The sequence below is a fragment of the Actinomadura sp. HBU206391 genome (genome assembly GCF_014323665.1).
In the GTDB taxonomy this organism is placed as follows: domain Bacteria; phylum Actinomycetota; class Actinomycetes; order Streptosporangiales; family Streptosporangiaceae; genus Actinomadura_C.
This window is the reverse complement of the sequence record NZ_JABVEB010000059.1, coordinates 1-26,066: the sequence shown is the minus strand read 5'-3', so window position 1 is coordinate 26,066 and position 26,066 is coordinate 1. Positions and strand designations below refer to the sequence as shown.

Annotated in this window: 17 protein-coding genes; 15 read left to right on the top strand and 2 right to left on the bottom strand. The window is 70.1% G+C overall.

Annotated features, from left to right (window positions below; genetic code table 11):
* The first annotated feature begins 639 nt into the window (after positions 1-639).
* From gatC to HKK72_RS19035, 4 genes are all read left to right on the top strand, one after another.
* Positions 640-936, top strand: a complete 297-nt coding sequence (gatC, locus tag HKK72_RS19050; protein ID WP_187235735.1) for an Asp-tRNA(Asn)/Glu-tRNA(Gln) amidotransferase subunit GatC — start codon at positions 640-642, stop codon at positions 934-936.
* Positions 933-2,423 (top strand): Asp-tRNA(Asn)/Glu-tRNA(Gln) amidotransferase subunit GatA, encoded by a 1,491-nt coding sequence (gatA, locus tag HKK72_RS19045; protein WP_187235734.1) that lies wholly within the window; start codon positions 933-935, stop codon positions 2,421-2,423. Before gatC ends, gatA begins: the two co-directional genes overlap by 4 nt.
* A gap of 70 nt (positions 2,424-2,493) precedes the next feature.
* Entirely contained in the window at positions 2,494-3,987 is a 1,494-nt protein-coding gene (gene gatB, locus HKK72_RS19040; protein WP_187235741.1) for an Asp-tRNA(Asn)/Glu-tRNA(Gln) amidotransferase subunit GatB, read from the top strand.
* Between the two features lie 391 nt (positions 3,988-4,378).
* Positions 4,379-5,869: a hypothetical protein gene (locus HKK72_RS19035; protein WP_187235733.1), complete on the top strand. Its 1,491-nt coding sequence runs from the start codon at positions 4,379-4,381 to the stop codon at positions 5,867-5,869.
* A 91-nt stretch (positions 5,870-5,960) separates the two neighbouring features.
* On the opposite strand, the gene HKK72_RS19030 is transcribed toward HKK72_RS19035, so the two are convergent.
* A complete protein-coding gene (locus tag HKK72_RS19030; protein ID WP_187235740.1) occupies positions 5,961-7,097 on the bottom strand; it encodes a PQQ-dependent sugar dehydrogenase in 1,137 nt (378 codons plus the stop codon).
* 253 nt (positions 7,098-7,350) lie between these two features.
* Between HKK72_RS19030 and HKK72_RS19025 the strand changes: the two genes are divergently transcribed.
* The 9 genes from HKK72_RS19025 to serA all read left to right on the top strand — a co-directional run bounded on the left by HKK72_RS19025 (position 7,351) and on the right by serA (position 21,218).
* On the top strand, positions 7,351-8,262 hold the full coding sequence (locus HKK72_RS19025; protein ID WP_187235732.1) for a 2-hydroxyacid dehydrogenase: 912 nt from the start codon (positions 7,351-7,353) through the stop codon (positions 8,260-8,262).
* A gap of 429 nt (positions 8,263-8,691) precedes the next feature.
* Complete coding sequence (locus tag HKK72_RS19020) at positions 8,692-11,613, top strand: GGDEF domain-containing phosphodiesterase (protein WP_187235731.1); 2,922 nt, start codon at positions 8,692-8,694, stop codon at positions 11,611-11,613.
* Positions 11,614-11,881: 268 nt separating this feature from the next.
* Positions 11,882-13,624 (top strand): acetolactate synthase large subunit, encoded by a 1,743-nt coding sequence (locus tag HKK72_RS19015; protein WP_187235730.1) that lies wholly within the window; start codon positions 11,882-11,884, stop codon positions 13,622-13,624.
* A gap of 40 nt (positions 13,625-13,664) precedes the next feature.
* Entirely contained in the window at positions 13,665-14,189 is a 525-nt protein-coding gene (gene ilvN, locus HKK72_RS19010; protein WP_187235729.1) for an acetolactate synthase small subunit, read from the top strand.
* Positions 14,190-14,296: 107 nt separating this feature from the next.
* Positions 14,297-15,280 (top strand): ketol-acid reductoisomerase, encoded by a 984-nt coding sequence (ilvC, locus tag HKK72_RS19005; RefSeq protein ID WP_187235728.1) that lies wholly within the window; start codon positions 14,297-14,299, stop codon positions 15,278-15,280.
* Positions 15,281-15,434: 154 nt separating this feature from the next.
* A complete protein-coding gene (locus HKK72_RS19000; RefSeq protein WP_187235727.1) occupies positions 15,435-16,028 on the top strand; it encodes a PadR family transcriptional regulator in 594 nt (197 codons plus the stop codon).
* Positions 16,025-16,738 (top strand): ABC transporter ATP-binding protein, encoded by a 714-nt coding sequence (locus HKK72_RS18995; protein ID WP_187235726.1) that lies wholly within the window; start codon positions 16,025-16,027, stop codon positions 16,736-16,738. Before HKK72_RS19000 ends, HKK72_RS18995 begins: the two co-directional genes overlap by 4 nt.
* On the top strand, positions 16,735-19,386 hold the full coding sequence (locus HKK72_RS18990) for an FtsX-like permease family protein (RefSeq protein WP_187235725.1): 2,652 nt from the start codon (positions 16,735-16,737) through the stop codon (positions 19,384-19,386). Before HKK72_RS18995 ends, HKK72_RS18990 begins: the two co-directional genes overlap by 4 nt.
* Positions 19,387-19,625: 239 nt before the next feature.
* Positions 19,626-21,218 (top strand): phosphoglycerate dehydrogenase, encoded by a 1,593-nt coding sequence (gene serA, locus HKK72_RS18985; protein WP_187235724.1) that lies wholly within the window; start codon positions 19,626-19,628, stop codon positions 21,216-21,218.
* A 573-nt stretch (positions 21,219-21,791) separates the two neighbouring features.
* On the opposite strand, the gene HKK72_RS18980 is transcribed toward serA, so the two are convergent.
* Positions 21,792-23,378 carry a cellulase family glycosylhydrolase gene (locus HKK72_RS18980; RefSeq protein WP_187235723.1) on the bottom strand — a complete coding sequence of 529 codons (1,587 nt, stop codon included), beginning with the start codon at positions 23,376-23,378 and terminating at the stop codon, positions 21,792-21,794.
* 373 nt (positions 23,379-23,751) lie between these two features.
* Between HKK72_RS18980 and HKK72_RS18975 the strand changes: the two genes are divergently transcribed.
* Together HKK72_RS18975 and HKK72_RS18970 are read left to right on the top strand one after the other, a co-directional pair.
* Entirely contained in the window at positions 23,752-24,807 is a 1,056-nt protein-coding gene (locus HKK72_RS18975) for a 3-isopropylmalate dehydrogenase (protein WP_187235722.1), read from the top strand.
* Between the two features lie 160 nt (positions 24,808-24,967).
* A partial coding sequence (locus tag HKK72_RS18970; RefSeq protein ID WP_187235721.1) for a branched-chain amino acid aminotransferase occupies positions 24,968-26,066 on the top strand: 1,099 nt, incomplete at its 3' end.

The window sequence follows — 26,066 nt, the reverse complement described above, 5'->3', positions numbered from 1 at the left end:
CAGCGTTGCCGCTGGTCTATGGCCGTGATCATGCAGTTGTTCGGTGTGGCGGCGCTGTTGGTTGGGGTTCGGGGGTGAATAAGTGCATGATCACGTTAGTAAGAGTGCGGCGGTGGGGCTTCGTCTCGCCACTCGCCCTTGGCGTCGGCTCCTGGCCGTCGCCACTGCCACCGCCGCCGCCACTGCCACCGCCGCCGCGGCCGCCGTCGCCGTCGCCGTCGCGGTTGCGTTGGTTTGTTGATGGGCTTCGTTGATCTGGTGATCTGGTGATCTGGTGGGCGACGGGGGCAGGAGCGTGTTCGGTGTCGGCGTGTGGGCCACTCGGGCGGCTTCCTGTGGTGCATTTGCCGACACCGAAGGTTGTTCGGGACTCGTTCTCGGGGCTGCGGCGGGACGAGGTCGGGCGAGACGCCGGGCATTGGCCCCGCAGCCGATGACTGCGCGAGCGCGGGCCGGTGGACGGTGGTGTGGCGAGGCAGGCCCCCTGCCCGGGCGCACGTGTCGATCAAGGGTCGAGCGCGCCCAGACACCGCGATCCTTGATCGACACGCCGGATGGCGGCTTATTCGAGTGGGCCGCGACCGCGTGCGCCCCATAGGATGGCCTGGAACCCATTGATCTCCGAAACGGCTTTCGACTATGTCCATCACCCGTGACGAGGTCGCTCACCTCGCCCGGCTGTCCCGGCTGGCGCTCGGCGATGAGGAGCTCGACCATCTCGCCGCCCAGCTCGATGTGATCATCTCCGCGGTCGCGCGGGTGCAGGAGGTGGCGGCCGAGGACATCCCTGCCACCTCGCACGCGCTGCCGCTGACCAACGTGTTCCGGCCCGACGAGGTGCGCCCCTGCCTGACCGCCGACCAGGCGCTCGCCGGCGCGCCCGCCGCCGAGGAGAACCGCTTCCGGGTGCCGCGGATCCTCGAGGAGGACTCATGAGCCTGACCCGGAAGACCGCCGCGGAGCTGGCCGCTCTGATCGCCTCGGGTGAGACCTCCGCCGTCGAGGTCGCACAGGCCCATCTGGACCGCATCGCCGCCGTTGACGGCCAGGTGAACGCGTTCCTGCACGTCGACCCCGAGACCACCCTCCAGCAGGCCCGCGGCGTCGACGCCCGGCGTGCCGCAGGAGAGGAACTCGGCCCGCTGGCGGGCGTCCCGATCGCGCACAAGGACGTCTTCACCACCAGCGACATGCCCACCACCGCCGCCTCCAAGATCCTTGAGGGCTGGCGGCCGCCGTACGACGCGACCGTCACCGCCCGGCTGCGGGCCGCCGGCATGGTCATCCTCGGCAAGACCAACATGGACGAGTTCGCGATGGGCTCGTCCACGGAGAACAGCGCGTTCGGGCCCACCCGCAACCCGTGGGACCTGAGCCGGATCCCCGGCGGCTCGTCCGGCGGCTCGTCGGCCGCGGTCGCGGCCTATGAGGCGCCGCTGGCCACCGGCACCGACACCGGCGGCTCGATCCGGCAGCCCGCCGCGGTCACCGGCCTGGTCGGCATGAAGCCGACCTACGGTGGCTCGTCACGGTACGGAGTGATCGCCTTCGCCTCGTCCCTCGACACGCCCGGCCCGCTGGCCCGCACGGTCCTGGACGCCGCGCTCCTGCAGGAGGCGTTCTCGGGCCACGACCCGATGGACTCGACCTCGATCGACGAGCCGGCCCCGTCGGTGGTGGCCGCCGCCCGCAACGGCGACGTCGCCGGGCTGCGCGTGGGCGTGGTGCGGGAGCTCGACGGCGAGGGTTACCAGCAGGGCGTGCTCGCCCGCTTCCGCGAGGCGGTCGAACTGCTGGAGTCGCTGGGCGCCAAGGTGATCGAGGTCTCCTGCCCCAACTTCACCTACGCGCTTCCTGCCTACTACCTCATCGCGCCCTCGGAGTGCTCGTCCAACCTGGCCCGCTTCGACGCGATGCGCTATGGGTTGCGGGTCGGAGACGACGGCACCCGGTCCGCCGAGGAGGTCATGGCGCTCACCCGGGCCAAGGGCTTCGGCGCCGAGGTGAAGCGGCGGATGATGCTGGGCACCTACGCCCTGTCGTCGGGCTACTACGACGCCTACTACGGCAAGGCGCAGCAGGTCCGTACGCTCATCACACGTGACTTCGACGCGGCGTTCGAGCAGGTCGACGTGCTGGTATCGCCCACCACGCCGACGTCGGCGTTCTCGCTGGGCGAGCGCACCGCCGACCCCGTGTCGATGTATCTCGCCGATCTCTGCACGATCCCGTCGAACCTGGCGGGCAACGCGGCGATCTCGGTGCCGTGCGGGCTCGCCGACGAGGACGGGCTCCCCGTCGGCCTGCAGATCATGGCCCCGGTGCTCGCCGACGATCGCGTCTATCGCGTCGGCGCGGCAGTCGAAGCGGCTCTCGGCGACCGCTGGGGCGGCCCGCTGCTGGCCAAGGCCCCGGAGCTGTGAAGAACCGAGCCGGGCGGGGAACGAGCCGGGCATTGAAGGGATTGGGAGACCTGTGAGTGTCGAGACGCTGATGCCCTACGACGAGGCGCTGGCGAGATACGAGCCGGTGCTGGGCATCGAGACCCACATCGAGCTGGGCACGAGCTCGAAGATGTTCTGCGGCTGCGCGACCGCCTTCGGCGCCGAGCCCAACACCCAGGTGTGCCCGGTCTGCCTCGGCCTTCCCGGCTCGCTGCCGGTGGTCAACCGGACGGCCATCGAGAGCACCATCAAGATCGGCCTGGCCCTGAACTGCTCCATCGTGGAGTGGTGCCGGTTCGCCCGGAAGAACTATTTCTATCCGGACATGCCGAAGAACTATCAGATCTCCCAGTACGACGAGCCGCTGTGCGTCGACGGCCACCTCGATGTCGAGATCGAGGGCGACGACGGTCCGGAGGTCTACCGGGTCGCCATCGAGCGCGTGCACATGGAAGAGGACACCGGCAAGTCGCTGCACGTCGGCGGTGCCACGGGCCGGATCCACGGTGCCAGCCACTCGCTCGTCGACTACAACCGGGCCGGGATCCCGCTGGTCGAGATCGTCACCAAGCCCATCGAGGCGACCGGCGCCAAGGCGCCGCTCGTGGCACGGGCCTACGCCACCGAACTGCGCGAGCTGATGCGCGCCCTCGGGGTCTCCGACGTCCGCATGGAGGAGGGTTCCATGCGCTGTGACGTCAACGTCTCACTGATGCCGCGCGGCTCGTCGCAGTGGGGGACCCGCACCGAGACCAAGAACGTCAACTCGCTTCGCTCGGTCGAGCGGGCCGTGCTGCACGAGATCGAGCGGCAGGCCGCCGTACTCACCGCCGGCGGGCGGATCGTCCAGGAGACTCGGCACTTCCATGAGGACACCGGCTCCACGACGAGCGGCCGGAGCAAGGAAGAGGCACAGGACTACCGGTACTTCCCCGAGCCGGACCTGGTGCCGGTCGCCCCTGACCCCGGCTGGGTGGAGGAACTGCGCGCCGGGCTGCCCGAGCTGCCCGCCGCCCGGCGGGCCCGGGTCAAGACCGACTGGGCCCTCAGCGACAAGGAGCTGCAGGACGTCGTCAACGCCGGTGCCCTCGACCTGATCGAGCAGACCATCGAGGCGGGTGCCGACCCGGCGGCGGCCCGCAAGTGGTGGATGAACGAACTGTCTCGCAGGGCGACCGCGCTGTCGGTCGAACTGGCCGCGCTGCCGATCACCGCTGAGCAGGTGGCCCGCGTCCAGGCGATGGTGTCCGCCGGAGATCTCAACGACAAGCTGTCCCGCCAGGTGTTCGAGGGCGTGCTCGCCGGCGAGGGGACGCCGGACGAGGTCGTCGCGGCCCGGGGGCTCAGGATCGTCAGTGACGACGGCGCGCTCGCCGGCATCATCGACCAGGTGATCGCCGACAACCCCGACGCGGCCGACAAGGTACGCGGTGGCAAGGTCGCGGCCGCCGGGGCGCTGGTCGGGGCGGTCATGAAGGCCACCCGCGGTCAGGCCGACGCCGGGCGGGCCCGTGAGCTCATCCTGGAGCGGCTGACCGGCTGACCGGCTGACCGGCTGACCGCCGACTCCGAGTTGCGCAGGGTGGCGGTGACGGGCCCCGCGTAGTCGGGCTCCGGTGCGGTCACGGGCGATCTGTCGATCCGACCGGTGCCGTGAGGACGCCCGGGTCACTCCGACCAGGGTTCGGCCGGTGCGCTCATCCTGGAGGGGCCGACCGCTGAGTCGTCACCGGTGCGGTGAGGACTCGCCGACGCCGGGCGGGCTCATCGCCCGTCCGGCCCCGTGGTGAGGCGTTATCATCACTGTCGGTGATCGGCTTTCGGTCGAACGTGGTCGAAGACGAAGGCGCCGACAGGTCAAAGTCACGAAAAATCCCCCCTTTCCGCGCGTCGGGCCGTCCAGGCGTCCCACGCCCCAATGGACAGGAGGGGCAATGAGTCCTCAGGAGATGCCGGGGACGGCGGTCACCGTCGGTGCCTCGAGAGCCGTGCGAACGGCCGTCCCCGAGGCGCCAGGCCGCCGGGCGGCGCATCCGTACCAGGTCGAGGCGGTGCCGCCGCCCCGCGGCCCGAATGCGGTGCCGACGCCGGCGCCGGCCGCCGTCGGCCCGCGAGTACGGATCTACAAGCAGGACCCGTCGGTTCAGGATCCGGGCGTGCGGGTCATCTTCATGCCCTCGGTGGTGCTGAACGGGCCGCTGGACGCGCGCGTCGCGACCGAGCTGGCCGGGACGACGCCGGTGGCCCGCAACACCCAGGGCGACCTGCTGTTCGAGCCGGGCAGCGCCGAGTTCGACTGCGCCCACACCTTCGCGGTCGTGCGCGAGACGCTCACGATGTACGAGCGGCTGAACGGCGGCACACCCATCCCGTTCGCGTGGAACACCGGCGGGACGGCCGACCGCATCACGGTCTTCCCCCGCGCCGGTGTGGGCGCCAACGCCTTCTACAGCAGAACCGCCAAGGCGCTGAAGTTCCTGTTCTTCAATCCGGCCGAGACCGGCGCCGAGCAGGTCTTCACCTGCCGCTCGACCGACATCGTCGCCCACGAGTGCGGTCACGCGATCCTGGACGGGCTCAAACCCGGCTGGCTGGCCGCCGGAAATCCGCCACAGACCGGCGGCCTGCACGAGGCCTTCGGCGACCTGACCGCGATCTTCTTCGCCCTGTCGCAGCCGGACCAGGCCGAGGCGCTGGTGGCCGCCACCAAGGCCGACCTGCACGCCAAGTCGTTCCTGGCCTCGATGGCCGAGGAGTTCGGCACCGCGCTGGGCCTGCAGTTCGGACTGCGCAACGCCGACAACGATCTCAAGCTCAGCGAGGTCGGCAACGAGGTGCACGCGATCTCGCAGGTCTTCACAGGCGGTGTCTACGACGTGCTGGCCGACGTCTACGCCTTCGAGGGCGACCGGCAACGCATGGCGAAGAGCCCCGGCCTCATCCTCATCGAGGTGGCGGGCAGGCTCTGCAAGCTGCTGTTCGACGCGGTCGTCGCCGCGCCCGCGACCGGCGCCATCTATGCCGACGTGGTCAACAAGATGCTGCAGATCTCCATGGAGCAGGGCGACCCCGCCATCTATCGGACGTTCCTGCGCAACAGATTCGCCGTTCGCGAAGTGGTCGTCTCGCCCGTCCCGCTGAGCGATCTGACGTCGGGGCGGATGAACATGACCGACGCCGACTACACCGGAAACGGCAAGGGTGAGGACGTCACCTCGGTGCGCGTCGCGGACGAGAACTCCGCCAGCCTCCACGCCGCTCAGGATCGGTCGACCTGCTGCGGCACCATGCAACTGCCCGAGTTCCGGGTCATCGACGTGGACACGCTGGCCAAGCGGGGCTCGCTGACCGACGAGGACATCCTGGCCACCGAGCTCGAGATGCTCGGCCGTGCCTTCGGCGGCAGCGGCGGCCGGCGCCCGTGACCGTCCGGCCGGCGGCCATGACCATGCCGTGAGCGCCTGAGCGTGTGGCGGTGCGCGGGCGTTCCGGTGCCCGCCCCGCGAACGTCCAGGGTCACCGAAGGGGGACGACGATGATCCGGTCGTCCCCCTGGTCGACGTCGCCGCGCCCGTCCCGGTCGCTCGTGCTGACCCACAGCGACCCGTCGGGGGCCCGCACGACCGCGCGCAGCCGCCCGTACGTCCCGGTCAGATGCGCCACCGGCCGCCCGGCCGAGCCGTCCCGGCCCAGCGGCACCTGCCAGAGCCGTTCGCCGCGGAGCCCCGCCGCCCAGAGCGACCCGCCCGCGTAGGCCAGCCCCGACGGCGAGGCTTCGGAGGTCGACCAGGTGAGCAGCGGATCGGTGTGGTCGCCGCCACCGCCGGTTCCCTCGACCTCGGGCCAGCCGTAGTCGTGTCCCTTCTCGATGCGGTTGATCTCGTCGAAGCGGTTCTGTCCGAATTCCGTGGCGTACATGCGCCCCCGCTCGTCCCAGTCGACGCCCTGAACGTTCCGGTGCCCGTACGTGAAGACACGGGAGCCGAAGGGGTTGTCGGGAGCGTGGGATCCGTCCGGCCGTACCCGGAGGATCTTGCCGCCCAGCGACCGGCGGTCCTGGGCCAGCGGCTCGTCTCCGGTCTCGCCCGTGGTGATGTAGAGCATCTTGTCCGGTCCGAAGGCCAGCCGGCCGCCGTTGTGGTTGCCGCCCTTGGGGATGCCCGTCACGATCGGCTGCGGGCGGCCGAGATCTTCGTCGTAGCGCAGGCGCACGACCCGGTTGTCGGAGGCGGCCGTGAAGTAGACGTACACGTAGCGGTCCCGGTCGAAGGACGGGGACACCGCGACCCCGAGCAACCCGCCCTCGCCGCCCGGTTCGACGCCGGGCACCGTGCCTATCGTGGTGACCCGTCCGGCCGGAGTGATCCGTAGCAGGCGCGCGGTGTCGCGCTCGGTGACGAGGGCGTCGCCGCCGGGCAGGAACGCGATCGCCCATGGCACCTGCAAGCCGGTGACGAGCTCCCGTGGCTGCCCGATCCCGGTGCCGCCCGGTTGCGCGGCGCTGGGCGGCAGCGGCTCGGGAGTGCGGGCACGGCCCGGCCCCTCCGAGGTGCATCCCGCCACGGCCAGCGCGGCGACGGCCGCGATGGCGGCGATCGGCCGCGTCGTGCGCTGCCGTGTCCTGCCGGTCCGGGTCGTGCGCTGCCATGTCATGTCGGTCCGCGTCAGATCAGGCCCCGTCGTGTCCGGTCGCGTCATATCCGCTCCGTTGTCGTCCGTGCCGTGTGGTGTGCGTCGCCGCGTCCCTTCACCGTTACCGACGGATGTGACGGTGATCGAGTTCCGGGGCGACCCGGCCGGGGATCATGCGGAGATCGGTCGTACGATCGGGAAGCGTGCCGCCGGGAGCGGCCGCGCCCGGGTGGTCTCCCGGTGCCTGTCCGCCTGCCGCGAAACGGAGTGAGTGATGAGCACGGTATGGGTGGCCAGGGAAGAGATCGCTGTGGCGGTCGAAGATCTGCCGGGCGTGAGCGTGGAGCTCTACGACGGCGGGGACGCCCTGCCCGGTCCGGCCGATCGGGTCGAGTTCTACGTACCGGTGCTCCTGCCCTCCACGCGCAGCCTGGAGCTCATGGACCGGATGCCGCGGCTGCGCGTGGTGCAGCTGCAGACTGCCGGGGTGGACCATGTCAGGTCCCATGTCCCGGCCGGCGTCACCTTGTGCAACGCACGCGGCGCCCACGACGCCGGTACCGCCGAATGGGCGGTCGGTGCGATCATCGCGAGCCGGCGGGAGTTCCCCGAGTTCACTCTGGCGCAGCGGGAGGGGCACTGGGCCTACCGCCGGACCGAGACGCTCACCGACGCGAAGATCCTCATCGTCGGCCACGGCTCGATCGGGGCCGCACTCGAACGGCGGCTCGAGCCGTTCGAGGTCGAGATCGTACGGGTGGCGCGTGCCGCGAGGCCTGGAGTGCACCCGCTCGAGGACCTGCCCGACCTGCTGCCGGACGCCGACGTGGTGGTGCTGCTGGTCCCGGCCACCGCGGAGACCAAGGGGCTGGTCGACGCCGGCTTCCTGGCCCGGATGAAGGACGGCGCCCTGCTCGTCAACGCCGCCCGGGGAACGGTGGTCGACACGCCGGCGCTGGTCGCCGAGACCTTGCGCGGCCGGCTACGGGCGGCGATGGACGTGACCGACCCGGAGCCGCTTCCGCCCGACCACCCGCTCTGGCGCTGCCCCGGGGTGTTCATCACTCCCCATGTCGGGGGGTCGACGCCCGCGTCGACCCGGCGGATAGCGCGGCTGGTGCGGGAGCAGCTGCGGAGGCATCTGGCCGACGAACCCCTCCAGAACGTGATCACAGGGATCTACTGATGGTGAAGCCTGGCAAACAGGCAGTCGCCTTGACAAAACAGCTTTACCCGCCGCGCTCTGGAGTGGGCGTTCTTGTCAGTTGTCGCCGGGTGGACGCTGAGCCTCAATCGCTCCGTGACCTAGGGAACGTAGATTGACCCGGAGCGACAACCCACGCGACCGTCCTGGGGGACGCAGGGGCAACCCCTGCCGGCCACAGGAACGTAACTGTCCATCTCCGTGATCCGCAGTTGTGGATCACGGCCCCGCATTTGAAACGACGTTGCATACACACACCGGCGAAGCCGTTCTCGCGCCATTTGCTGGCGACTGCTTGATCCGGACGAGGGAGTGGGGCATGACGCCCCGCGCACCGGGCGTGGCCACATTCGTGGTCACGGGGGACATGACGCCGAGTTTCTCGGATCCGGGGCAGAGAGCGAGCATGATATGAGCGCCGACGACTCGAGGCGGCTGCTGCGCCGAGCGCTGCCTGCCGGCGCCGTCGCGGCTGTCGGCCTGCTCTTCATCCTGAGTTCGCTGTTCGGTGAGGGCTCGGCGATGCCCTCCTGGGCGACCGCCTTCGTGGCGGCGGCGGCTGCCGGTTCGCTCTTCCACGCGGCACGCAGGCGCACCGACGCCTCGCCCGAAAGCGAGGGCACGAGGATCCGGAGGGACTCCTGGCGCTGGTTCGGTGTCGCCGCGCTGTGCTGGTGTGTCGGAGCGGTGATCAATGCGGTCTCCGCGGTCGTGCTGAGCGATGCCGTGGCGTCGCTCTCCCTCGCGGATCTGTTCTTCCTGGCCGCCGTGGTCGCCCTGGCCACCGGCTTCCTGATCCTTGTCCGGACCCCCGGCTCGGCGCGCCAGTGGCTGCGGTTCGTCGCCGACACCTACGTGCTCGTGTGCGCGGTGTTCGTGATCGGCTGGGTCGCGCTGTTCGGCGGGCTCTACCACGAGTCCGGGGAGTCGCCGCCGGAGTTCTTCCTGGAGCTGCTGTACCCATTGGTCGACGTCACGGTGGTGTGCGCGACTCTGGCCTTCGCCCTCGGCGCCGCACGAGGCAGCCGCCGGTCGACGGCGGTCGCCTACGGCGCGCTGCTCATGGTGGCCGTCGCGGACATCGTGACGACGGTCGTCCGGCTGCGTGGCGGCGCGACACCGGGCTATCCGGGCGAGGCCGTCCGCATCGCCGGGCTGCTTCTCCTCGGCGCGGTGCCCTGGACGGAGGAGCGGCTGCACGCCGACCCCGCCCATGACGCCGCCGACCCCGCCCCTGCCGCAGCTGAAGCGGCCGACGCCGGCGGAGCGGATGCGACGCCGCACCCGCGGGGCACGGACGAGATCCGCAGCCGGATGAGCGGACTCGGCATCGCCGTCGCCGCGGCGACGGCCGCGGGCGCCGTCGCCGTCTTCCTCGCCGCCCGGGCGCTGACCGGCTCGCACGAGCTGGACCCGATCGTCGAAGTGGTCATCGGCTCCGCCGTGGTCGTGGTGCTCGTCAGACTCGCCGAGCTGCTGTGGGAGAACCACTGGCTGCGCCGGTCCTTCGACACCGGTGAGGAGCACTTCCGCGCGCTCGCCGAGAGCATCAACGACGTGGTGCTGATCTGCGGTCTCGACGGCACCGTTGAGTACGTGAGCGCCGGTGCGCAGCGGACCTTCAGCTATCGCCCCGACGAGCTGCTGGGACGGCTGATCCACGAGATCGTCCATCCGGAGGACCTGCCGAAGGTCGAGAGCGTCTTCGCCTCGTTCCTCGACGGCGAGCGTGACCCGACGGCGCCTCCGGCGGACGGTCATCAGGACACGCTGCGGCTGGCCTGCCGGATGCGGGCCGCCGACGGCACCTGGCTGCCGACGGAGTCGACGATCTCGCCCTACGCACACGCGGGTGAGGAGAGGGGCGGTCGGCTGCTCGTCACCACCCGTGACCTCAGCGAGCAGGCTGCCCTCCGGCGCCAGGTCACGCACCTGACCTTCCACGACGGCCTCACCGGGCTGCCGAACCGCGCGTACTTCGAGGAGCGGGCCGGCGAGGTGCTCTCGCACCGGCGCGAAGGCGGCCGCGTCGCCGTGCTCTTCGCCGATCTGGACGGTTTCACCGCGGTGAACGACTCGGCCGGGCACGCCGCCGGCGACCAGGTGCTCGCCCAGGCCGCTCGGCGGTTGCGCGCCGCGGTCCAGGCCGAGGACACCGTGGCCCGCTGGGGCGGCGACGAGTTCGCCGTCATCGTGGAGAACGCGGTGGAGGCGCGTCCCGTCATCGAGCTGGCCGAGCGGCTGCTGCGGGTGCTGTCGGCGGAGCCGTACCGCGTGGGCACCCGGGGCATCGTGCTGACCGCGAGCATCGGCGTCGCCTTCGCGGGTGAGGACGGCGGCGAGGGCGGCGGCGATACCGATAAAGCGTCCGATCTCGCCCCACGGGGTCGGCGGATGAGCACCGACCCGGCCGAGCTGATGCGTAACGGCGACCTGGCCATGGCCCGCGCCAAGGAGCGCGGCGGCGGCCGGGTGGAGATCTTCGCGGCGCACATGCACGCCGACGTCGTACGCCGGCTCGAGCTCGGCAGCGATCTGCAGCGGGCGCTCGCCGAGGAGCAGTTCGCCGTGGAGTTCCAGCCCGTCGTCGAGCTGGCGACCTCGCGGGTGACCGGCGTCGAGGCGCTGGTGCGGTGGTGGCGCGGGAGCGTCTCGGTGCCGCCCGAGGAGTTCATCGGCCCGGCCGAGGAATCCGGCCTCATGATCCCGCTCGGCAACTGGGTACTGCGCGAGGCCTGCGGCGAGGTCGCCCGATGGCGGGAGTCCTCCTGGGACATCGGCCTCTCGGTGAACCTCGCCGCCAGGCAGGTCGCCGCACCGCGCTTCGTCGAAACGGTCGCCGAGGTGCTGGAGGAGACCGGGCTGCCGCCGCACGCCCTCACCCTCGAGGTGAAGGAGGAGGTGCTGGTCGAGGATGCCGGCCAGAACGTCCAGCGGCTGTCCGCGCTGCGCGATCTGGGCGTACGGCTCGCCATCGACGACTTCGGCACCGGCTACGCCTCGCTCGCCTATCTCGGCCAGCTACCGGTCGACATGATCAAGATCGACCCGTCCTTCGTGGCCGGTCTCGGCCGGGACGAGACCCTCACCCTGCTGACCCGGACGATCGTGCGGCTCGGGCACGATCTCGGCCTCATCGTCGTCGCGGAGGGCATCGAACGGCCCGAACAGCTCGAACTGCTGCGCGAGATGGGATGCCCGCGCGGGCAGGGGTTCCTCGTCGCCCGGCCGATGACGCCGGGCCGGGCGCAGGCCCTCGTCCGCACCAACCTCACGCCGCCGGCCGGTCAGGGCGGAGCGAGCATCCCGTTGTCCGGAGCCGTCGGAGCATAACGGGCTTATCGCTACAGACCGGGCGCTGACGCCCGGGACCGAGGTCACCGGCTCGCGTCTCGCATGGTGAGACATCGGTGTCCTGGATTTGACCAGTGGCCGGAACTCGGCCAAGGTGAAGCTGTGCAGAGCAACCCCAAGATCCTTGTAGTACTTGGTCGGCGCGCAGGCTGACCAAGCACGCTAGGCCTGTGCGCTCCCCTCGACCGCCATCCGGCGCGAGGGGTTTTTTGTTGGCCGGATCTCTCTTTACACAAAGGCGATGCAGATGACCGAACGGATGACGGGAGCCCAAGCGCTGGTCCGAGCGCTGGAGAACGTCGGTGTAGACACCGTTTTCGGGATCCCCGGTGGCGCGATCCTCCCGGCCTACGACCCGCTCTTCGACTCCCGTCAGGTACGCCACATCCTCGTGCGGCACGAGCAGGGCGCGGGCCACGCGGCGCAGGGATACGCGCAGGCCACAGGCCGGGTCGGCGTGTGCATGGCGACGAGCGGCCCGGGCGCGACCAACCTCGTCACCCCGATCGCCGACGCCTACATGGACTCCGTGCCGATCGTCGCGGTGACCGGTCAGGTGGCCAGTGGCGCCATCGGCACCGACGCCTTCCAAGAGGCCGACATCTCCGGCATCACCATGCCGATCACCAAACACAACTTCCTGGTGACCCGGCCCGAGGACATCGGCCGGACGATCGCCGAGGCCTTCCACATCGCCGGCACGGGGCGTCCCGGGCCGGTGCTGGTCGACATCGCCAAGGACGCGCTGCAGGCGAGCTTCGGCTTCGAGTGGCCCCAGGCGCTGCAGCTACCGGGCTACCGGCCCGTCACCCGGCCGCACTCCAAGCAGGTCCGCGAGGCCGCGAAGCTGATCGTCGAGGCGAGATCGCCGGTGCTCTACGTCGGCGGCGGCGTCGTCAAGGCGCGGGCCGCGGCGGAGCTGCGGGTGCTCGCCGAGCTCACCGGCGCCCCCGTGGTCACCACCCTGATGGCCAAGGGCGCCTTCCCGGACAGCCACCCGCAGCACATGGGCATGCCCGGCATGCACGGCACGGTCGGAGCGGTCGGCGCGCTGCAGAAGGCCGATCTGATCGTGGCCCTCGGAGCGCGTTTCGACGACCGGGTCACCGGCAAGCTGGACGGCTTCGCCCCGCGGGCCAAGATCGTGCACGCCGACATCGATCCGGCCGAGATCTCCAAGAACCGCCATGCCGACGTCCCGATCGTCGGCGACTGCCGCGAGGTGATCGCCGATCTCGTCGTCGCGGTGCAGGCCGAGCATTCGGCCGGGCGTACGGGCGACTACACCGCATGGTGGCGGCAGCTCAATGCCTGGCGCGAGACCTACCCGCTCGGCTACGACCAGCCGAGCGACGGGTCGCTCTCCCCGCAGCACGCCATCCGGCGGATCGGTGAGATCGTCGGGCCGGACGCGCTGTACGTCGCGGGCGTCGGCCAGCACCAGATGTGGGCGGCCCAGTTCATCGGCTACGAGAAGCCCGGCTCGTTCATCAACTCGGGCGGCCTCGGCACGATGGGCTACGCGGTGCCCGCCGCCATGGGCGCCAAGGTCGGCAGCCCCGACGCCACGGTCTGGGCGATCGACGGTGACGGCTGTTTCCAGATGACCAATCAGGAGCTCGCCACCTGCGCGATCGAGGGCATCCCGATCAAGGTCGCCGTGATCAACAACGGCAACCTCGGCATGGTCCGGCAGTGGCAGACCCTGTTCTACGAGGGTCGCTACTCCAACACCGATCTGCACTCCAGGCGGGTGCCGGACTTCGTCAAGCTCGCTGAGGCCTACGGATGCGTCGGGCTGCGCTGCGAGAAGGCCGACGACGTCGACGCGACGATCGAGCGGGCGATGGAGATCGACAACCTGCCGGTGGTCGTGGACTTCGTCGTCCACCAGGACGCGATGGTCTGGCCCATGGTGGCGGCCGGCACCAACAACGACGAGATTCAGTTCGCTCGCGATCTGGCTCCCGAGTGGGAGAACGGAGACTAGCCGTGGGCGACCGAGGACAACGCGGAGAAGGGGAACGGCGATGAGCAGGCATACGCTCTCGGTGCTGGTGGAGAACAAGCCCGGCGTGCTGGCCCGGGTGTCATCGCTGTTCTCACGGCGCGGGTTCAATATCGACTCACTCGCCGTCGGCCCGACGGAGCATCCGGAGATCTCCCGGATGACCATCGTGGTCAGTGTCGAAAGCCTGCCCCTCGAGCAGGTCACCAAGCAGCTCAACAAGCTGGTCAACGTCCTGAAGATCGTCGAACTGGACTCCGGGTCCTCGGTGCAGCGCGAGTTGCTGCTCGTCAAGGTGAGAGCCGACGCCGAGACCCGTTCACAGGTCCTGGAGACCGTACAGCTCTTTCGGGCCAAGGTCGTCGACGTGGCCTCCGACGCCGTCACGATCGAGGCGACCGGGAGCAAGGACAAACTCGAGGCCTTCATCAGGGTCCTCGAGCCGTTCGGAATCAAGGAACTGGTTCAGTCGGGCATGGTGGCGGTGGGCCGTGGCGCCCGCTCCATCACCGATCGCTCGCTGCGTGCTCTTGATCGCAGCGCCTAGCGACGGCGGAATCGTCGCCGCACGCTCGGCGGCAGGCGAGCGGTGCGGTGACGGCGTGTTCTCGCCGTTCTCTCGCTTCACACGGAAAGGCATAGCAAGTGGCTGAGATGTTCTACGACAATGATGCCGACCTGGGCATCATCCAGAACCGGCATGTGGCCGTGCTCGGATACGGCAGCCAGGGGCACGCGCACGCGCTGTCGCTGCGCGACTCGGGCGTCGACGTCCGGGTGGGCCTGCCCGAGGGCTCGAAGAGCCGGGAGAAGGCCGAGAACGACGGTCTGCGCGTGACCACGCCGGCCGAGGCGGCCGAGGAGGCCGACCTCATCATGATCCTCGCGCCCGACCACGTGCAGCGCGCGCTGTACGCCGAGGCGGTGGCACCGGCTCTGGTGCCCGGTGACGCGATCTTCTTCGGGCACGGCCTGAACATCCGGTACGGCCTGATCGAGGCGTCCGAGGGCGTCGACGTCGCGATGGTCGCGCCGAAGGGCCCGGGCCATCTGGTGCGCCGTCAGTTCACCGAGGGACGCGGCGTACCGGTGCTCGTCGCCGTCGAGCGCGACGCGACCGGCAACGCCTGGCCGCTCACGCTGTCCTACGCGAAGGCCATCGGCGGCACCCGCGCCGGCGCGCTCAAGACCACGTTCGCGGAGGAGACCGAGACCGACCTGTTCGGCGAGCAGGCCGTTCTCTGCGGTGGCGTGTCCGAGCTGATCAAGGCCGGTTTCGACACCCTGACCGAGGCGGGCTACCAGCCCGAGATCGCCTACTTCGAGTGCCTGCACGAGATGAAGCTGATCGTCGACCTCATGTACGAGGGCGGCATCTCGAAGATGTACTGGTCGGTGTCGGACACCGCCGAGTACGGCGGCTACACCCGCGGGACCCGCATCATCAACGAGCAGACCCGCGAAGAGATGCGCAAGATCCTCGCCGAGGTGAAGGACGGCACCTTCACCCGCCAACTGGTCGAGGAGTTCGACTCCGGCCGGCCGAACTTCCTCAAGCAGCGTGAGGCCGAGCAGAGCGACGCCATCGAGCAGACCGGTGCCAAGCTCCGCCCGATGATGAGCTGGCTGAACGACTGACGAACAAGGTTTAACGGGGGCGCGTCGCCGGGTGGCGGCGCGCCCCTTTTTCGCTGGATTCAGCGATCCGGACGCGCGGCTTTTCGCTGAGTTCGGCGACCGGAAATCGCAGCGGCATTGCCTGGAGCATACGCAGTATGCATACTACGTAGGTATGTCGATCCGTCATGGTCTGCTGGCCCTGCTCGCTCAAGGCCCCCGATACGGCTACCAACTGCGCACGGAGTTCGAGTCGTCCACCGGCTCGACCTGGCCGCTCAACATCGGCCAGGTCTACTCCACGCTCTCGCGGCTCGAACGCGACGGGCTCGTCGTCCGCGTCGGCGCCGACGACGAGGGGCGGTTCGTCTACCGGATCAGCCCTGAGGGCGCGGAAGAGGTGCGGCGCTGGTTCAGCACGCCCATCGTGCGCGCCGACCGCCCGCGCGACGAACTGGCCATCAAACTCGCCATGGCCGTCACCAGCCCGGGTGTGGACGTCGCCGACGTCGTGCAGTCCCAGCGGACGGCCACGCTGCGCACGCTGCAGGACCTCACCCGGCTGAAGGCCGACGGCCCGGCGATTCCCCCGGAGCCGGGGGAGCGGGCATGGCGGCTGGTGCTCGAATCCATGATCTTTCAGGCGGAGGCGGAGGTGCGCTGGCTGGAGCACTGTGAGGCGTACGTTCTGCGCGCCGCGACGGCGCCTACGGCCGCTCCCGCTCCCGCGCCCGAGTTCGACCCGGCCCCCGAGGAGACGAAACGATGACCGTACTCGAAATGCGCGAGGTCTCCCGTGACCACGGCACCGGAGCCGGACTCGTGCACGCCCTGCGCGAAGTGACCCTCGTGGTCGGCCCGGGAAAGTTCGTCGCCGTGATGGGCCCGTCCGGGTCGGGCAAGTCGACGCTGCTCACGCTGGCCGGTGGCCTTGACGTCCCGACCAGCGGAAGTGTCGTGGTAGAGGGCGCCGACCTGGGCTCCCTCAGCGCCGGCGCGCTCTCGGCGATCCGCCGTCGCCGGGTCGGATACGTGTTCCAGGATCTCAACCTCATCCCGGGCCTGACCGCGGTCGAGAACGTCATGCTGCCGCGAGAGCTGGACGGGGTGTCGACCAGGAAGGCACGCGCGCAGGCCCAGACGGCCCTCGAGGAGGTCGGTATCACCGATCTCGCCGGCCGCTTCCCCGACGAGATGTCCGGCGGACAGCAGCAACGGATCGCGATCGCCCGCGCGCTGGTCGGAGACCGGCGGCTGATCCTGGCCGACGAGCCGACCGGGGCCCTCGACTCGCAGACCGGTGAGGAGATCATGCGGCTGTTGCGCGCCAGATGCGACGCCGGCGCGGCCTGCCTGATGGTCACTCACGAGGCGCGCCACGCCGCCTGGGCGGACCGGATCATTTTCCTGCGCGACGGCGCGATCGTCGACGCGGGCACGCGCCCAGGCCCGGAGAGCCTGCTCGAGGGCGCCCGATGAGCCGGATCAGCTCGTCCAGAGCCGCGCTGCGCATCGCCCGGCGGGACGCGCTGCGCGCCAAGGGCCGTACCGCGCTGGTCGTCTGCATGATCGCCCTGCCGGTGATGGTGATCACGGCACTGGCCGTGCTGATCCGGACCGACAACTGGTCGGCCGCCGAGTCGTTGCCCTCCGAACTGGGCCGCGCCGATGCCCGAATCGAAGGCTACGATCGTACGCCGGTACTGCAGGACCCGAACGGGATCGGTTCGATCCAGGTCGGTGAAGGGGTGCCCGGCAGGCCGTGGAAGACGGCGGATGTCGGCCAGGTGGTCGCCGCCAAGTTCGGGCCGGGGGCGCGGGTCATCCCGATGGCGAGCGGCGGCGAGGCGTCGATCAAGACGGATCGCGGGTATGTCACGGCTACGGTGCGGGAACTGGACCTTCGGGATCCCGTGACCCGCGGCATTCTGCGCGTCACCGCCGGTCGCCCACCCGCCTCCCAGGACGAGATCACGATCTCGACGGCGGTGCGCGAGCGAGGATTCCGGCTCGGCGGATCGATCCAGGTCGATCGCGCGGGTGAGCGGAAGACGGTCGTCGGCTACCTCGAGGATCCGCGTGCTCCGAGGAGCATGATCGTACATGGGCTGCCGGGTGCCCTCTTGGGCGAGGACCCCCAGTACCAGTGGCTCGTCACCGGCGGTCGCCCGGTGAGCTGGGCCGATGTCCGCGATCTCAACAAGTCGGGTCTCCTCGTCCTCTCGCGCGAGGTCGTAAGGCGGCCTCCGGCGAAGAGCGAGATCCCTTCCGAAGTCGAACAGGGAGGTCCGCAGGCCGCCGAGATCGCTATCATCGCGATGATCATTTCGATGATCGTACTGGAGGTCGTGCTGCTGGCCGGGCCCGCGTTCGCGGTGGGAATCGGCCGCCAGCGCCGCCAACTCGCCCTGGTCGCCGCTGGCGGGGGAAGCCGGCGGCACCTGCGCATCATCGTTCTCGGCGGTGGCCTGGTGCTCGGGTTCGGCGCGGGCGTTCTCGGCCTGCTCGCGGGGCTGGGCGTCGCCGCCGTCGCGGTGCCGGTCATCGAGCATTTCGGCACCACCACCATGGGGCCGTACGAGATTCCGTGGCGTCTGGCGGCGGTCACGTTGCTGGTCGGCGTGCTCAGCGGACTGGCCGCGGCATACGTGCCCGCCCGGCAGGCCTCCCGCATGAACGTCGTGGCGGCACTGGCCGGTCGGCGTGAACAGGCTCGCACGCGCAAGGGCTGGCCCATCGCCGGAGCACTGCTGATCGTGGCGGGGACGGCCGCCAGCGTGCTGGGCGTGAGAGAGCTGCGCGAGTTCGGGGCGGCGATCGGGGCGATCGCGATCATCGCGGGGTTCGTCATGGCGGGGCCCTGGATCATCGGGCTGACCGGACGGCTCGCCAGGTGGCTGCCCCTGCCGATGCGGCTGGCCGTTCGCGACGCCTCCCGGAACCGAGGCCGTACCGGCCCCGTCGTCGCCGCGATCATGGCGGCCGTCGCGGGCATGACCGCGCTCGCCGTCGCCAGCACGAGCGACTTCGCCCAGCAGCGCGTGGAGTACGTGCCACGGCTGCAGGCGGGCTCCACAGTCATCCAGGGGGTGGACGCCGGAGACTTTCAGCGCGTTCGGCAGGCGGCCGCCCGGGAACTGCCCGGCGTCCCGGTGACCGAACTGTCCGAGGTGGGCGCCATGAGTGCGTGCGCTGCCGCTGCCATTTGCACCGGCGTCGAACTCGCCACCCTGGGCGACTGCTCCGACGACAATCCGCAGGCATGTCTCTATGGCAGCAGCGAGTTCGGCTGGGAGTACGTGGTGGGCGACGAGGCCGCCGCACGGTTCATCATTGGCCGCGACGATCCCGCCGTGACGGCGGCGCTGAGGGCCGGCAAGGCCGTCCTCTTCGAGCCTCGAGGGGTGCGCGACGGGGTCGCCATCTTCAAGGTCGTACGTTCCGGGCAGGGTGGCTTCGAGGATCTGCGTAAGGTGACGATTCCCGCGGTCCGGGCCGACGCGGCGGCGGCAGCGGCTCCGACCGCGCTCCTGCCGCCCGTGGCGGCGCGGAGGCTGGGGCTGCCGATCACACCGACCGCCTTGCTGATCGCGTCGGCGGACCACCGGGTCACCGCAGGCGAGAGCAGGCGTCTCGACGAGGCCATGGCGGAGGGCACCGACAGGGCCGATATCTACACCGAGCGCGGATTCGTCGAGTCGTTCGGCCTGCCGCTGCTGCTCCTGGCCGTCGGCGGCGCGATCATGGTGCTCGGCGGTTCGCTCATCTCCACCGGCCTGTCCGCCGCGGACGCCAGGCCCGATCTGGCGACGCTGGCCGCGGTGGGCGCCCGGCCTCGTACCCGGCGCCTGCTCATGATGGGCCAGGCGGGATTCGTCGCCCTGCTCGGCTGCTGGCTCGGCATCGCCGCCGGGCTGATACCGGGCATCGCCGTGGCGTTCCCCCTCACCTCGAACGACGGGGCGTTCGGCGACGGCGTCCTCGACGGCGTGCCGAAACACGGGGTCATCATCGACATACCGTTCCAGTTGCTCGGCGGTGTCGGGATCGTCGTACCGCTGGTCGCGATGATCGCCGCTGGACTGTTCACCCGGTCGAGGCTGCCGGTCGTGCGGCGCATCGGATGAGTTCCCGTCGGGATCGGCGTCGCCGCGCCGACGGCGGCGCCGAATCCCGGGTGGTCCGCCGCCCGTCAGCGCCCTGATCAGCGCACATCGCGGGGCCGTGTCCCCCCGTCTCGGCGGGGCATGGGGGGCGGTCCCGTCCGGCCGCGTGGCGCCACGGATTAAACTGGGGTGCTGGCGCGGCACAAGGTGGTGTCTCGCGACCTTTCATCGCTTGAATCCACTCCAAAAAGGACTTTTCCTTGAGTAAGCCTGTCGTCCTCGTCGCAGAAGAGCTTTCGCCCGCCGGCATCGCCGTTCTCGAGACCGATTTCGAGGTCCGGCATGTGGACGGCGCCGACCGCGCACAGCTGCTCCCGGCCGTCGCCGACGTCGACGCGCTGATCGTACGCAGCGCCACCAAGGTCACCGCTGAGGTGTTCGAGCACGCCCGCAGTCTCCGGGTGGTCGCCCGGGCCGGAGTCGGCCTCGACAACGTCGATGTCGAGGCCGCCACCAAGGCCGGTGTCATGGTCGTCAACGCGCCGACCTCCAACATCGTCACCGCCGCCGAGCACGCGATCGCGTTGCTGCTGGCGACGGCGCGCAACGTGCCGCAGGGCCACTCGGCCCTCAAGAAGGGCGAGTGGAAGCGCGCCAAGTACACGGGCGTCGAGCTTCAGGGCAAGACCGTCGGCGTGCTCGGCCTCGGCCGCATCGGCGTCCTGGTCTCGCAGCGGCTCGCCGCCTTCGACATGAACGTGATCGCCTACGACCCCTACGTCCAGGCCGCGCGCGCCGCGCAGCTGGGCGTCAAACTGGTCACGCTGGAGGAGTTGCTGCGGGAGAGCGACTTCATCACCGTGCACCTGCCGAAGACGCCTGAGACGCTCGGGCTGATCGGCGACAAGGAGCTGCACGAGGTCAAGCCCAGCGTTCGCATCGTCAACGCCGCCCGTGGCGGGATCGTCGACGAGAACGCGTTGGCGCTGGCCCTCAAGGACGGCCGGGTGGCCGGCGCGGGCATCGACGTCTTCACCAGCGAGCCGTGCACCGACAGCCCGCTGTTCCACTTCGACAACACCGTCGTCACGCCGCACCTGGGCGCCAGCACCCATGAGGCGCAGGAGAAGGCCGGCACACAGGTCGCGCGGTCGGTCAAGCTCGCGCTCTCCGGCGAGTTCGTGCCCGACGCGGTCAACGTCCAGGGCGGTGCGGTGGCCGAGGACGTCAAGCCGGGGCTGCCGCTGGCCGAGAAGCTCGGCCGGATCTTCACCGCGCTCGCGGCCGGAGTTCCCGTACGGCTCGACGTGGTCGTGCGGGGCGAGATCGCCGCACACGACGTCAAGGTGCTGGAGCTGGCGGCGCTCAAGGGCGTCTTCGCCGACGTGATCGAGGAGTCGGTGACCTTCGTCAACGCGCCGCTGCTGGCTCGTGACCGCGGCGTCGAGGTGACGCTGACCACCAGCGAGGACAGCCCCGACTGGCGCAACGTCGTCACCGTACGGGGGACGATGAGCGACGGCGACGTGGTGTCGGTCTCGGGCACGCTCACCGGCCCCAAGCAGATCGAGCGGATCGTCGAGATCAACGGCTACGACGTGGAACTGCTTCCGGCCGAGCACATGGCGTTCTTCGCCTACACGGACCGCCCGGGCATCGTCGGCGTCGTCGGCAAGCTGCTCGGCGACCTCGGAATCAACATCGCCGGCATGCAGGTCGGCCGGCACGAGAAGGGCGGCAAGGCCCTGATCGCGCTCACCGTCGACTCCGCGATCACGCCGGACCTGCTCGACTCGATCACCAAGGAGATCGGCGCCGACATGGGGCGCCGCGTCGACCTCGACGGAAACTGACGTCATCGAAGGCCGTGACCCGCGGCGGACGGCACCGCCGGCCGCGAGGTCACGGCCTTCGTCATTTCGGGCCGGCCTCGCCGCCGGCCTGGGATTTCACCATCTCGGGGCTTCCTCGACCCGACGTTGCCGGTGCCTGCATGTCTCAGCATGTGGAAATATCGGCCGCATCGCAAGACTAAGAACCCTACTGGCGGGTACCATGGTGACCATGTGGTGCCATTCGGTAGTTCTTGGCAGCCGCGACGGGGCTTGAATGCCGGGCAGGCCGGCGACCCGCCGCGGAGTGAGGTGCCGGCCGTAAGCCCAGTACATGCCGCACCCCGATATGGAGCCTGATCCCATGAACCGCACTTCTGCTTGCGTGCCCGCTGACGAGGCCCAGGACGAGGCGACCCGAGCCGTCCAGACCGCTCTGGACCGGCGTGACAACGGCGGCGCGGCCGGCAAGTAGGCCGCCGCCACGATCCGGCCATATGCGCCCGGCCCGCCGGTGGCCGGCGGGCCGGGCGCATGACGGATCACCGAAGGATCACCGTGCGGTCGCCCCATCACGCGACCACGGGTGGGCGATCATGAGCAGGCGAAGCCGCTCGGCTGCGGAGTGGACGGCCCGCCGGCCTGGAAACCGAAACTCGCCGTGTCGCCGGCGGCCAGGTCGGTGCTCCACGAGGGCGCCTGGGCGGTGAACGTCGTGCCGCTCTGCCTCACGGTGGCGTTCCACCCGTTGACCAGCGTGACGCCCGACGGCACGGTGAAGGTGAGCCTCCAGTTCCGGATGGCCGAAGTGCCGGCGTTCTTGACGCTCACCGTGGCGTTGAAGCCGCCCGACCACGAGTTGTCCAGCTTGTACGTCGTCTGGCACGCGCCCGGCGACGGCGTAGGGGTCGGCGTCGGTGTGGGAGTCGGCTGCGTGCCACCACCCGCCGGCGGGATGAGGTACGGCTGAAGGATGTTCTGCTTGGCCTGGTTGACGGTCTGCCAGTCGTCGTTCAGGATCCCCCCGGTGTCCCCGGAGTTGGGGTTCCACGACCAGTAGGTGAAGCCCATGCCCGTGGTCCCGGTGCCCGTGTAGGCCATCAGGCGCTCGAGCCAGGTCCGGTCCTTCGGGTCGGCCAGCGTGGTGCCGAACTCACCGAGCATTAGTGGGGCGATGTTCTGCTTGTGCAGGTAGCCCCACTGCTGGTCCCAGATCGCCGCGAGGTTGTTCGGGAACGTCGGTTCGTCGAACCAGGGCTGGTGGTAGACGGAGATCCCGTACTCGTGCGGGGAGTACACGAGCCGGTTCGCCGTGTTGAGCCGCACCGGGAAGTCGCCGGCCTTCGACAGGTTCCCGCCCCACCAGCCGCAGTGCTCGTCGGGGATGTCGTCCCACGCGTTGGCATTGCCGCCGCTCGGGCAGCTCACGCCCTCAACGAAGATCAGCAGGTCGGGGTTCACGGACAGGACGGCGTTTCCTCCGCGTTCGGCCGCCAGTCGCCAGTCGCGGGCCTGATCGCCGCAGCCCCAGCAGGAGCCGGTGCCGTTCGGGTCGGTCCCCTCCGCGTGCGGTTCGTTGTGCAGGTCCGCGCCGATCACCGTGGGGTTCCCCGCGTACCGTTGGGCGAGCATCTTCCAGTCGTTGATCCAGGTGGTCTCGGAGACCGCCGAGGTGTACCACAGCGCGGACTGCCCCGCGCTGGTGGGCCGGTGCCGGTCGAGGATGACCCGCATCCCCTTCTGACCGGTGTAGTCGATCACCTTGTCGAGGATCTGCAGCGGGCTCAGGCCCACCAGGTCGGGATTGGCGACCCCGTCGACGCTGTTGGCGACGGCGCCGGGCTTGACCGCGTCGTTGGAATAGGGGACCCGCAGCGTGTTGTAGCCGAGCCCGGCCATCTGGTCGATCATGCTCTTCCAGTTGCGGCTCCACAGCCCGTGGAAGGTCTTGTTGTCGGTCTCCATGCCGAACCAGTTGATGCCGGTGAGGCGTACGGTCGCGCCCGTGCTGTCGACCAGCCTGTTGCCGCTGGTGCGGAGGTAGCCGGTGCCGGTACCGGCCGCGGCGCCGCTCGCCGTCCCGGACGGGATCGCGACCAGTGCGGCCATGGCGAGCAAGAGCCCGAGGGCGGCCGCGATGAGCGGGCCGAGCCGGGAGGAGGGTCTGTCGGTGAAAGACATGGATTCGGGTGCCTCCGCGTGAGGACACCACGATCACGGGCCGAGGCGGCGTTCCCGCACGGCACCGTCGTCGCGGTGGTGATGGCAGGCATGCCCGGACGAACGCCTGTAGGGGGTCACTCGGCTCCGCCGGTCATTGTGCGGTCCGGGTGGCGTCCACGTCAACGATCGCCGGCCCCGGCGCCCGGCCCCGGCGCCTGGCCTCGGCGCGCTCATGGCTCACGCATGGGTGCGGGGAACAACTGCATGATCACGGCGGTGGGACCGCGGCACGCGCTTCCCCTGCCGTGATCATGCAGTTGTTCGCTTCGGGTCGCGTCCGCGATCTGAGACCGGCGTTCAGGCATTGAGACGTTTGCACTAAGGTACGTCCATGGCTTCCCGCAGTATCCGTCTCGCTGTCATCCCGGGCGACGGCATCGGCCCCGAGGTCGTCGCCGAAGGCCTCAAGGTGCTCGGCGCCGTGGCCGATCAGTACGATCTCGCCGTCGAGCAGGCGACCTACGGGCTGGGCGCGGCCCGCTGGCACGACACCGGTGAGACCCTCCCGGACTCGGTGCTCGAGGAGATCCGCGGCCACGACGTCATCCTGCTCGGCGCCGTCGGCGATCCCACCGTGCCGAGCGGCGTGCTGGAGCGTGGGCTGCTGCTCCGCCTGCGGTTCGAGCTCGATCACTACGTCAACCTGCGGCCGGTGAGGCTGTACCCCGGCGTGACGACACCGCTGGCGGACGTGCGCCCCGAGGACATCGACATGCTGGTCGTGCGGGAGGGCACGGAGGGCCCCTACACCGGCGTGGGCGGGGTGATGCGCCGCGGCACCCCCCATGAGGTCGCCACCCAGGAGAGCGTCAACACCGCGTACGGCGTCGAACGTGTCGTCCGTTACGCGTTCGCCCGTGCCGCGCTGCGCCCGCGCAAGAAGCTGACGCTGGTGCACAAGGACAATGTGCTCACCTATGCCGGCGACCTCTACCAGCGCACGGTCCGGGCGGTGGCGGCCGAGTTCCCCGACGTGGCCGTCGACTACCTGCACGTCGACGCGGCCTCGATGTTCTTCGTGACGCAGCCCGGGCGCTTCGATGTCGTGGTGACCGACAATCTGTTCGGCGACATCCTCACCGACCTCGGCGCGGCGATCGCAGGCGGCATCGGGCTCGCCGCCAGCGGCAACGTCAATCCCGCCGGCGACGCGCCCAGCATGTTCGAACCCGTGCACGGCAGCGCGCCCGACATCGCCGGTCAGGGCAAGGCCGACCCGACCGCTACGATCCTGTCCGTGGCCATGCTGCTCGATCACCTCGGTGTGCCCGAGGCCGCGCGCCAGGTCGAGGCGGCGGTCGCCGCCGACCTGACCGAGCGCCAGGGCGGTCCGGCGCGGGCCACCTCTCAGATCGGCGACGCGATCACCAAGCGAGTAGCCGGCTGAGGCGTGCCGTCCTGACCTGATCAGGGCTTCTCCGGGCGCGCCTCACGGCGCGCCCTTTTTGCGTGCGCCGTGCTCAAGGAGACCTAGCCGGACAAAGGGCACAATGGGGAATGCCGGACAGGGCGATGGGGCCTGCCGGGCTTCCGGAAGAGGACCGAACATGAGCAGCACTCTCGACTTCGACATCAAGCTCTCCGATCACCGCGTCCCCGACGCCGAGAGAGAACGCATGCTGGCCGATCCCGGGTTCGGACAGCTGTTCACCGATCACATGATCACGATCGAGTGGGACCGGGACCGGGGCTGGCACGACGCCCGCCTCGAGCCCTACGGGCCGCTCTCACTCGACCCGGCGACGGCGGTGTTCCACTACGCCCAGGAGCTCTTCGAGGGGCTCAAGGCATATCGGCACGCCGATGGGACCGTCGTCACGTTCCGCCCGGACGCGAACGCCGCTCGCTTCAACAGGTCGTGCGAGCGGATGGCGATGCCCCCGATCCCCGAGGAGCTCTTCGTCCGGGCGCTGGAGCTGATCGTCACCACCGACCGGGACTGGGTGCCCACCGCCGAGGGACACAGTCTCTACCTGCGCCCGTTCATGATCGCGACGCAGCGCGGGCTCGGTGTGAACAGCCCGTCCTCGTCGTACCGCTTCATCGTGATCGCTTCGCCGTCGGCCGCGTACTTCACCGGCGGGATCAGGCCGGTGTCGGTGTGGCTGTCGGAGGACTACACCCGGGCGGCACCGGGCGGCACCGGCTTCGCCAAGTGCGGTGGCAACTACGCTGCGGCCTTCGTGGCCCAGGCCCAGGCGGTCGCACAGGGGTGCGACCAGGTCGTCTGGCTCGACGCGATGGAGCACCGCTGGGTGGAGGAGATGGGCGGCATGAACCTCTTCTTCGCCTATGGAGCGGGTGCGGAGGCACGGCTTCTGACTCCGGCGCTGACCGGCACCCTGCTGCCCGGGATCACCCGGGACTCCTTGCTCAAGCTGGCCCACGATCTGGGCATCCCAGCGGAGGAGGGGCGGATCAGCACCGAAGAGTGGCGGGCCGGCAACGCCTCAGGCGAGCTCACCGAGGTGTTCGCCTGTGGCACCGCCGCGGTCATCACCCCGGTCGGCCGGGTCAAGGGACGCGACGGAGAGTGGAGCGTCGGCTCCGGCGACCCGGGCCCGGTGACCATGCGGCTGCGCGAGGAATTGATCGGCATCCAGTACGGCACCCGCCCCGACCCCTACGGCTGGGTTCACAAGATCT

Coding starts and splice junctions, on each gene's coding strand:
- gatC (WP_187235735.1), top strand. CDS start 640: ATGTCCATCACCCGTGACGAGGTCGCTCACCTCGCCCGGCTGTCCCGG.
- gatA (WP_187235734.1), top strand. CDS start 933: ATGAGCCTGACCCGGAAGACCGCCGCGGAGCTGGCCGCTCTGATCGCC.
- gatB (WP_187235741.1), top strand. CDS start 2,494: ATGCCCTACGACGAGGCGCTGGCGAGATACGAGCCGGTGCTGGGCATC.
- HKK72_RS19035 (WP_187235733.1), top strand. CDS start 4,379: ATGAGTCCTCAGGAGATGCCGGGGACGGCGGTCACCGTCGGTGCCTCG.
- HKK72_RS19030 (WP_187235740.1), bottom strand. CDS start 7,097: ATGACATGGCAGCGCACGACCCGGACCGGCAGGACACGGCAGCGCACG.
- HKK72_RS19025 (WP_187235732.1), top strand. CDS start 7,351: ATGAGCACGGTATGGGTGGCCAGGGAAGAGATCGCTGTGGCGGTCGAA.
- HKK72_RS19020 (WP_187235731.1), top strand. CDS start 8,692: ATGAGCGCCGACGACTCGAGGCGGCTGCTGCGCCGAGCGCTGCCTGCC.
- HKK72_RS19015 (WP_187235730.1), top strand. CDS start 11,882: ATGACCGAACGGATGACGGGAGCCCAAGCGCTGGTCCGAGCGCTGGAG.
- ilvN (WP_187235729.1), top strand. CDS start 13,665: ATGAGCAGGCATACGCTCTCGGTGCTGGTGGAGAACAAGCCCGGCGTG.
- ilvC (WP_187235728.1), top strand. CDS start 14,297: ATGTTCTACGACAATGATGCCGACCTGGGCATCATCCAGAACCGGCAT.
- HKK72_RS19000 (WP_187235727.1), top strand. CDS start 15,435: ATGTCGATCCGTCATGGTCTGCTGGCCCTGCTCGCTCAAGGCCCCCGA.
- HKK72_RS18995 (WP_187235726.1), top strand. CDS start 16,025: ATGACCGTACTCGAAATGCGCGAGGTCTCCCGTGACCACGGCACCGGA.
- HKK72_RS18990 (WP_187235725.1), top strand. CDS start 16,735: ATGAGCCGGATCAGCTCGTCCAGAGCCGCGCTGCGCATCGCCCGGCGG.
- HKK72_RS18980 (WP_187235723.1), bottom strand. CDS start 23,378: ATGTCTTTCACCGACAGACCCTCCTCCCGGCTCGGCCCGCTCATCGCG.
- HKK72_RS18975 (WP_187235722.1), top strand. CDS start 23,752: ATGGCTTCCCGCAGTATCCGTCTCGCTGTCATCCCGGGCGACGGCATC.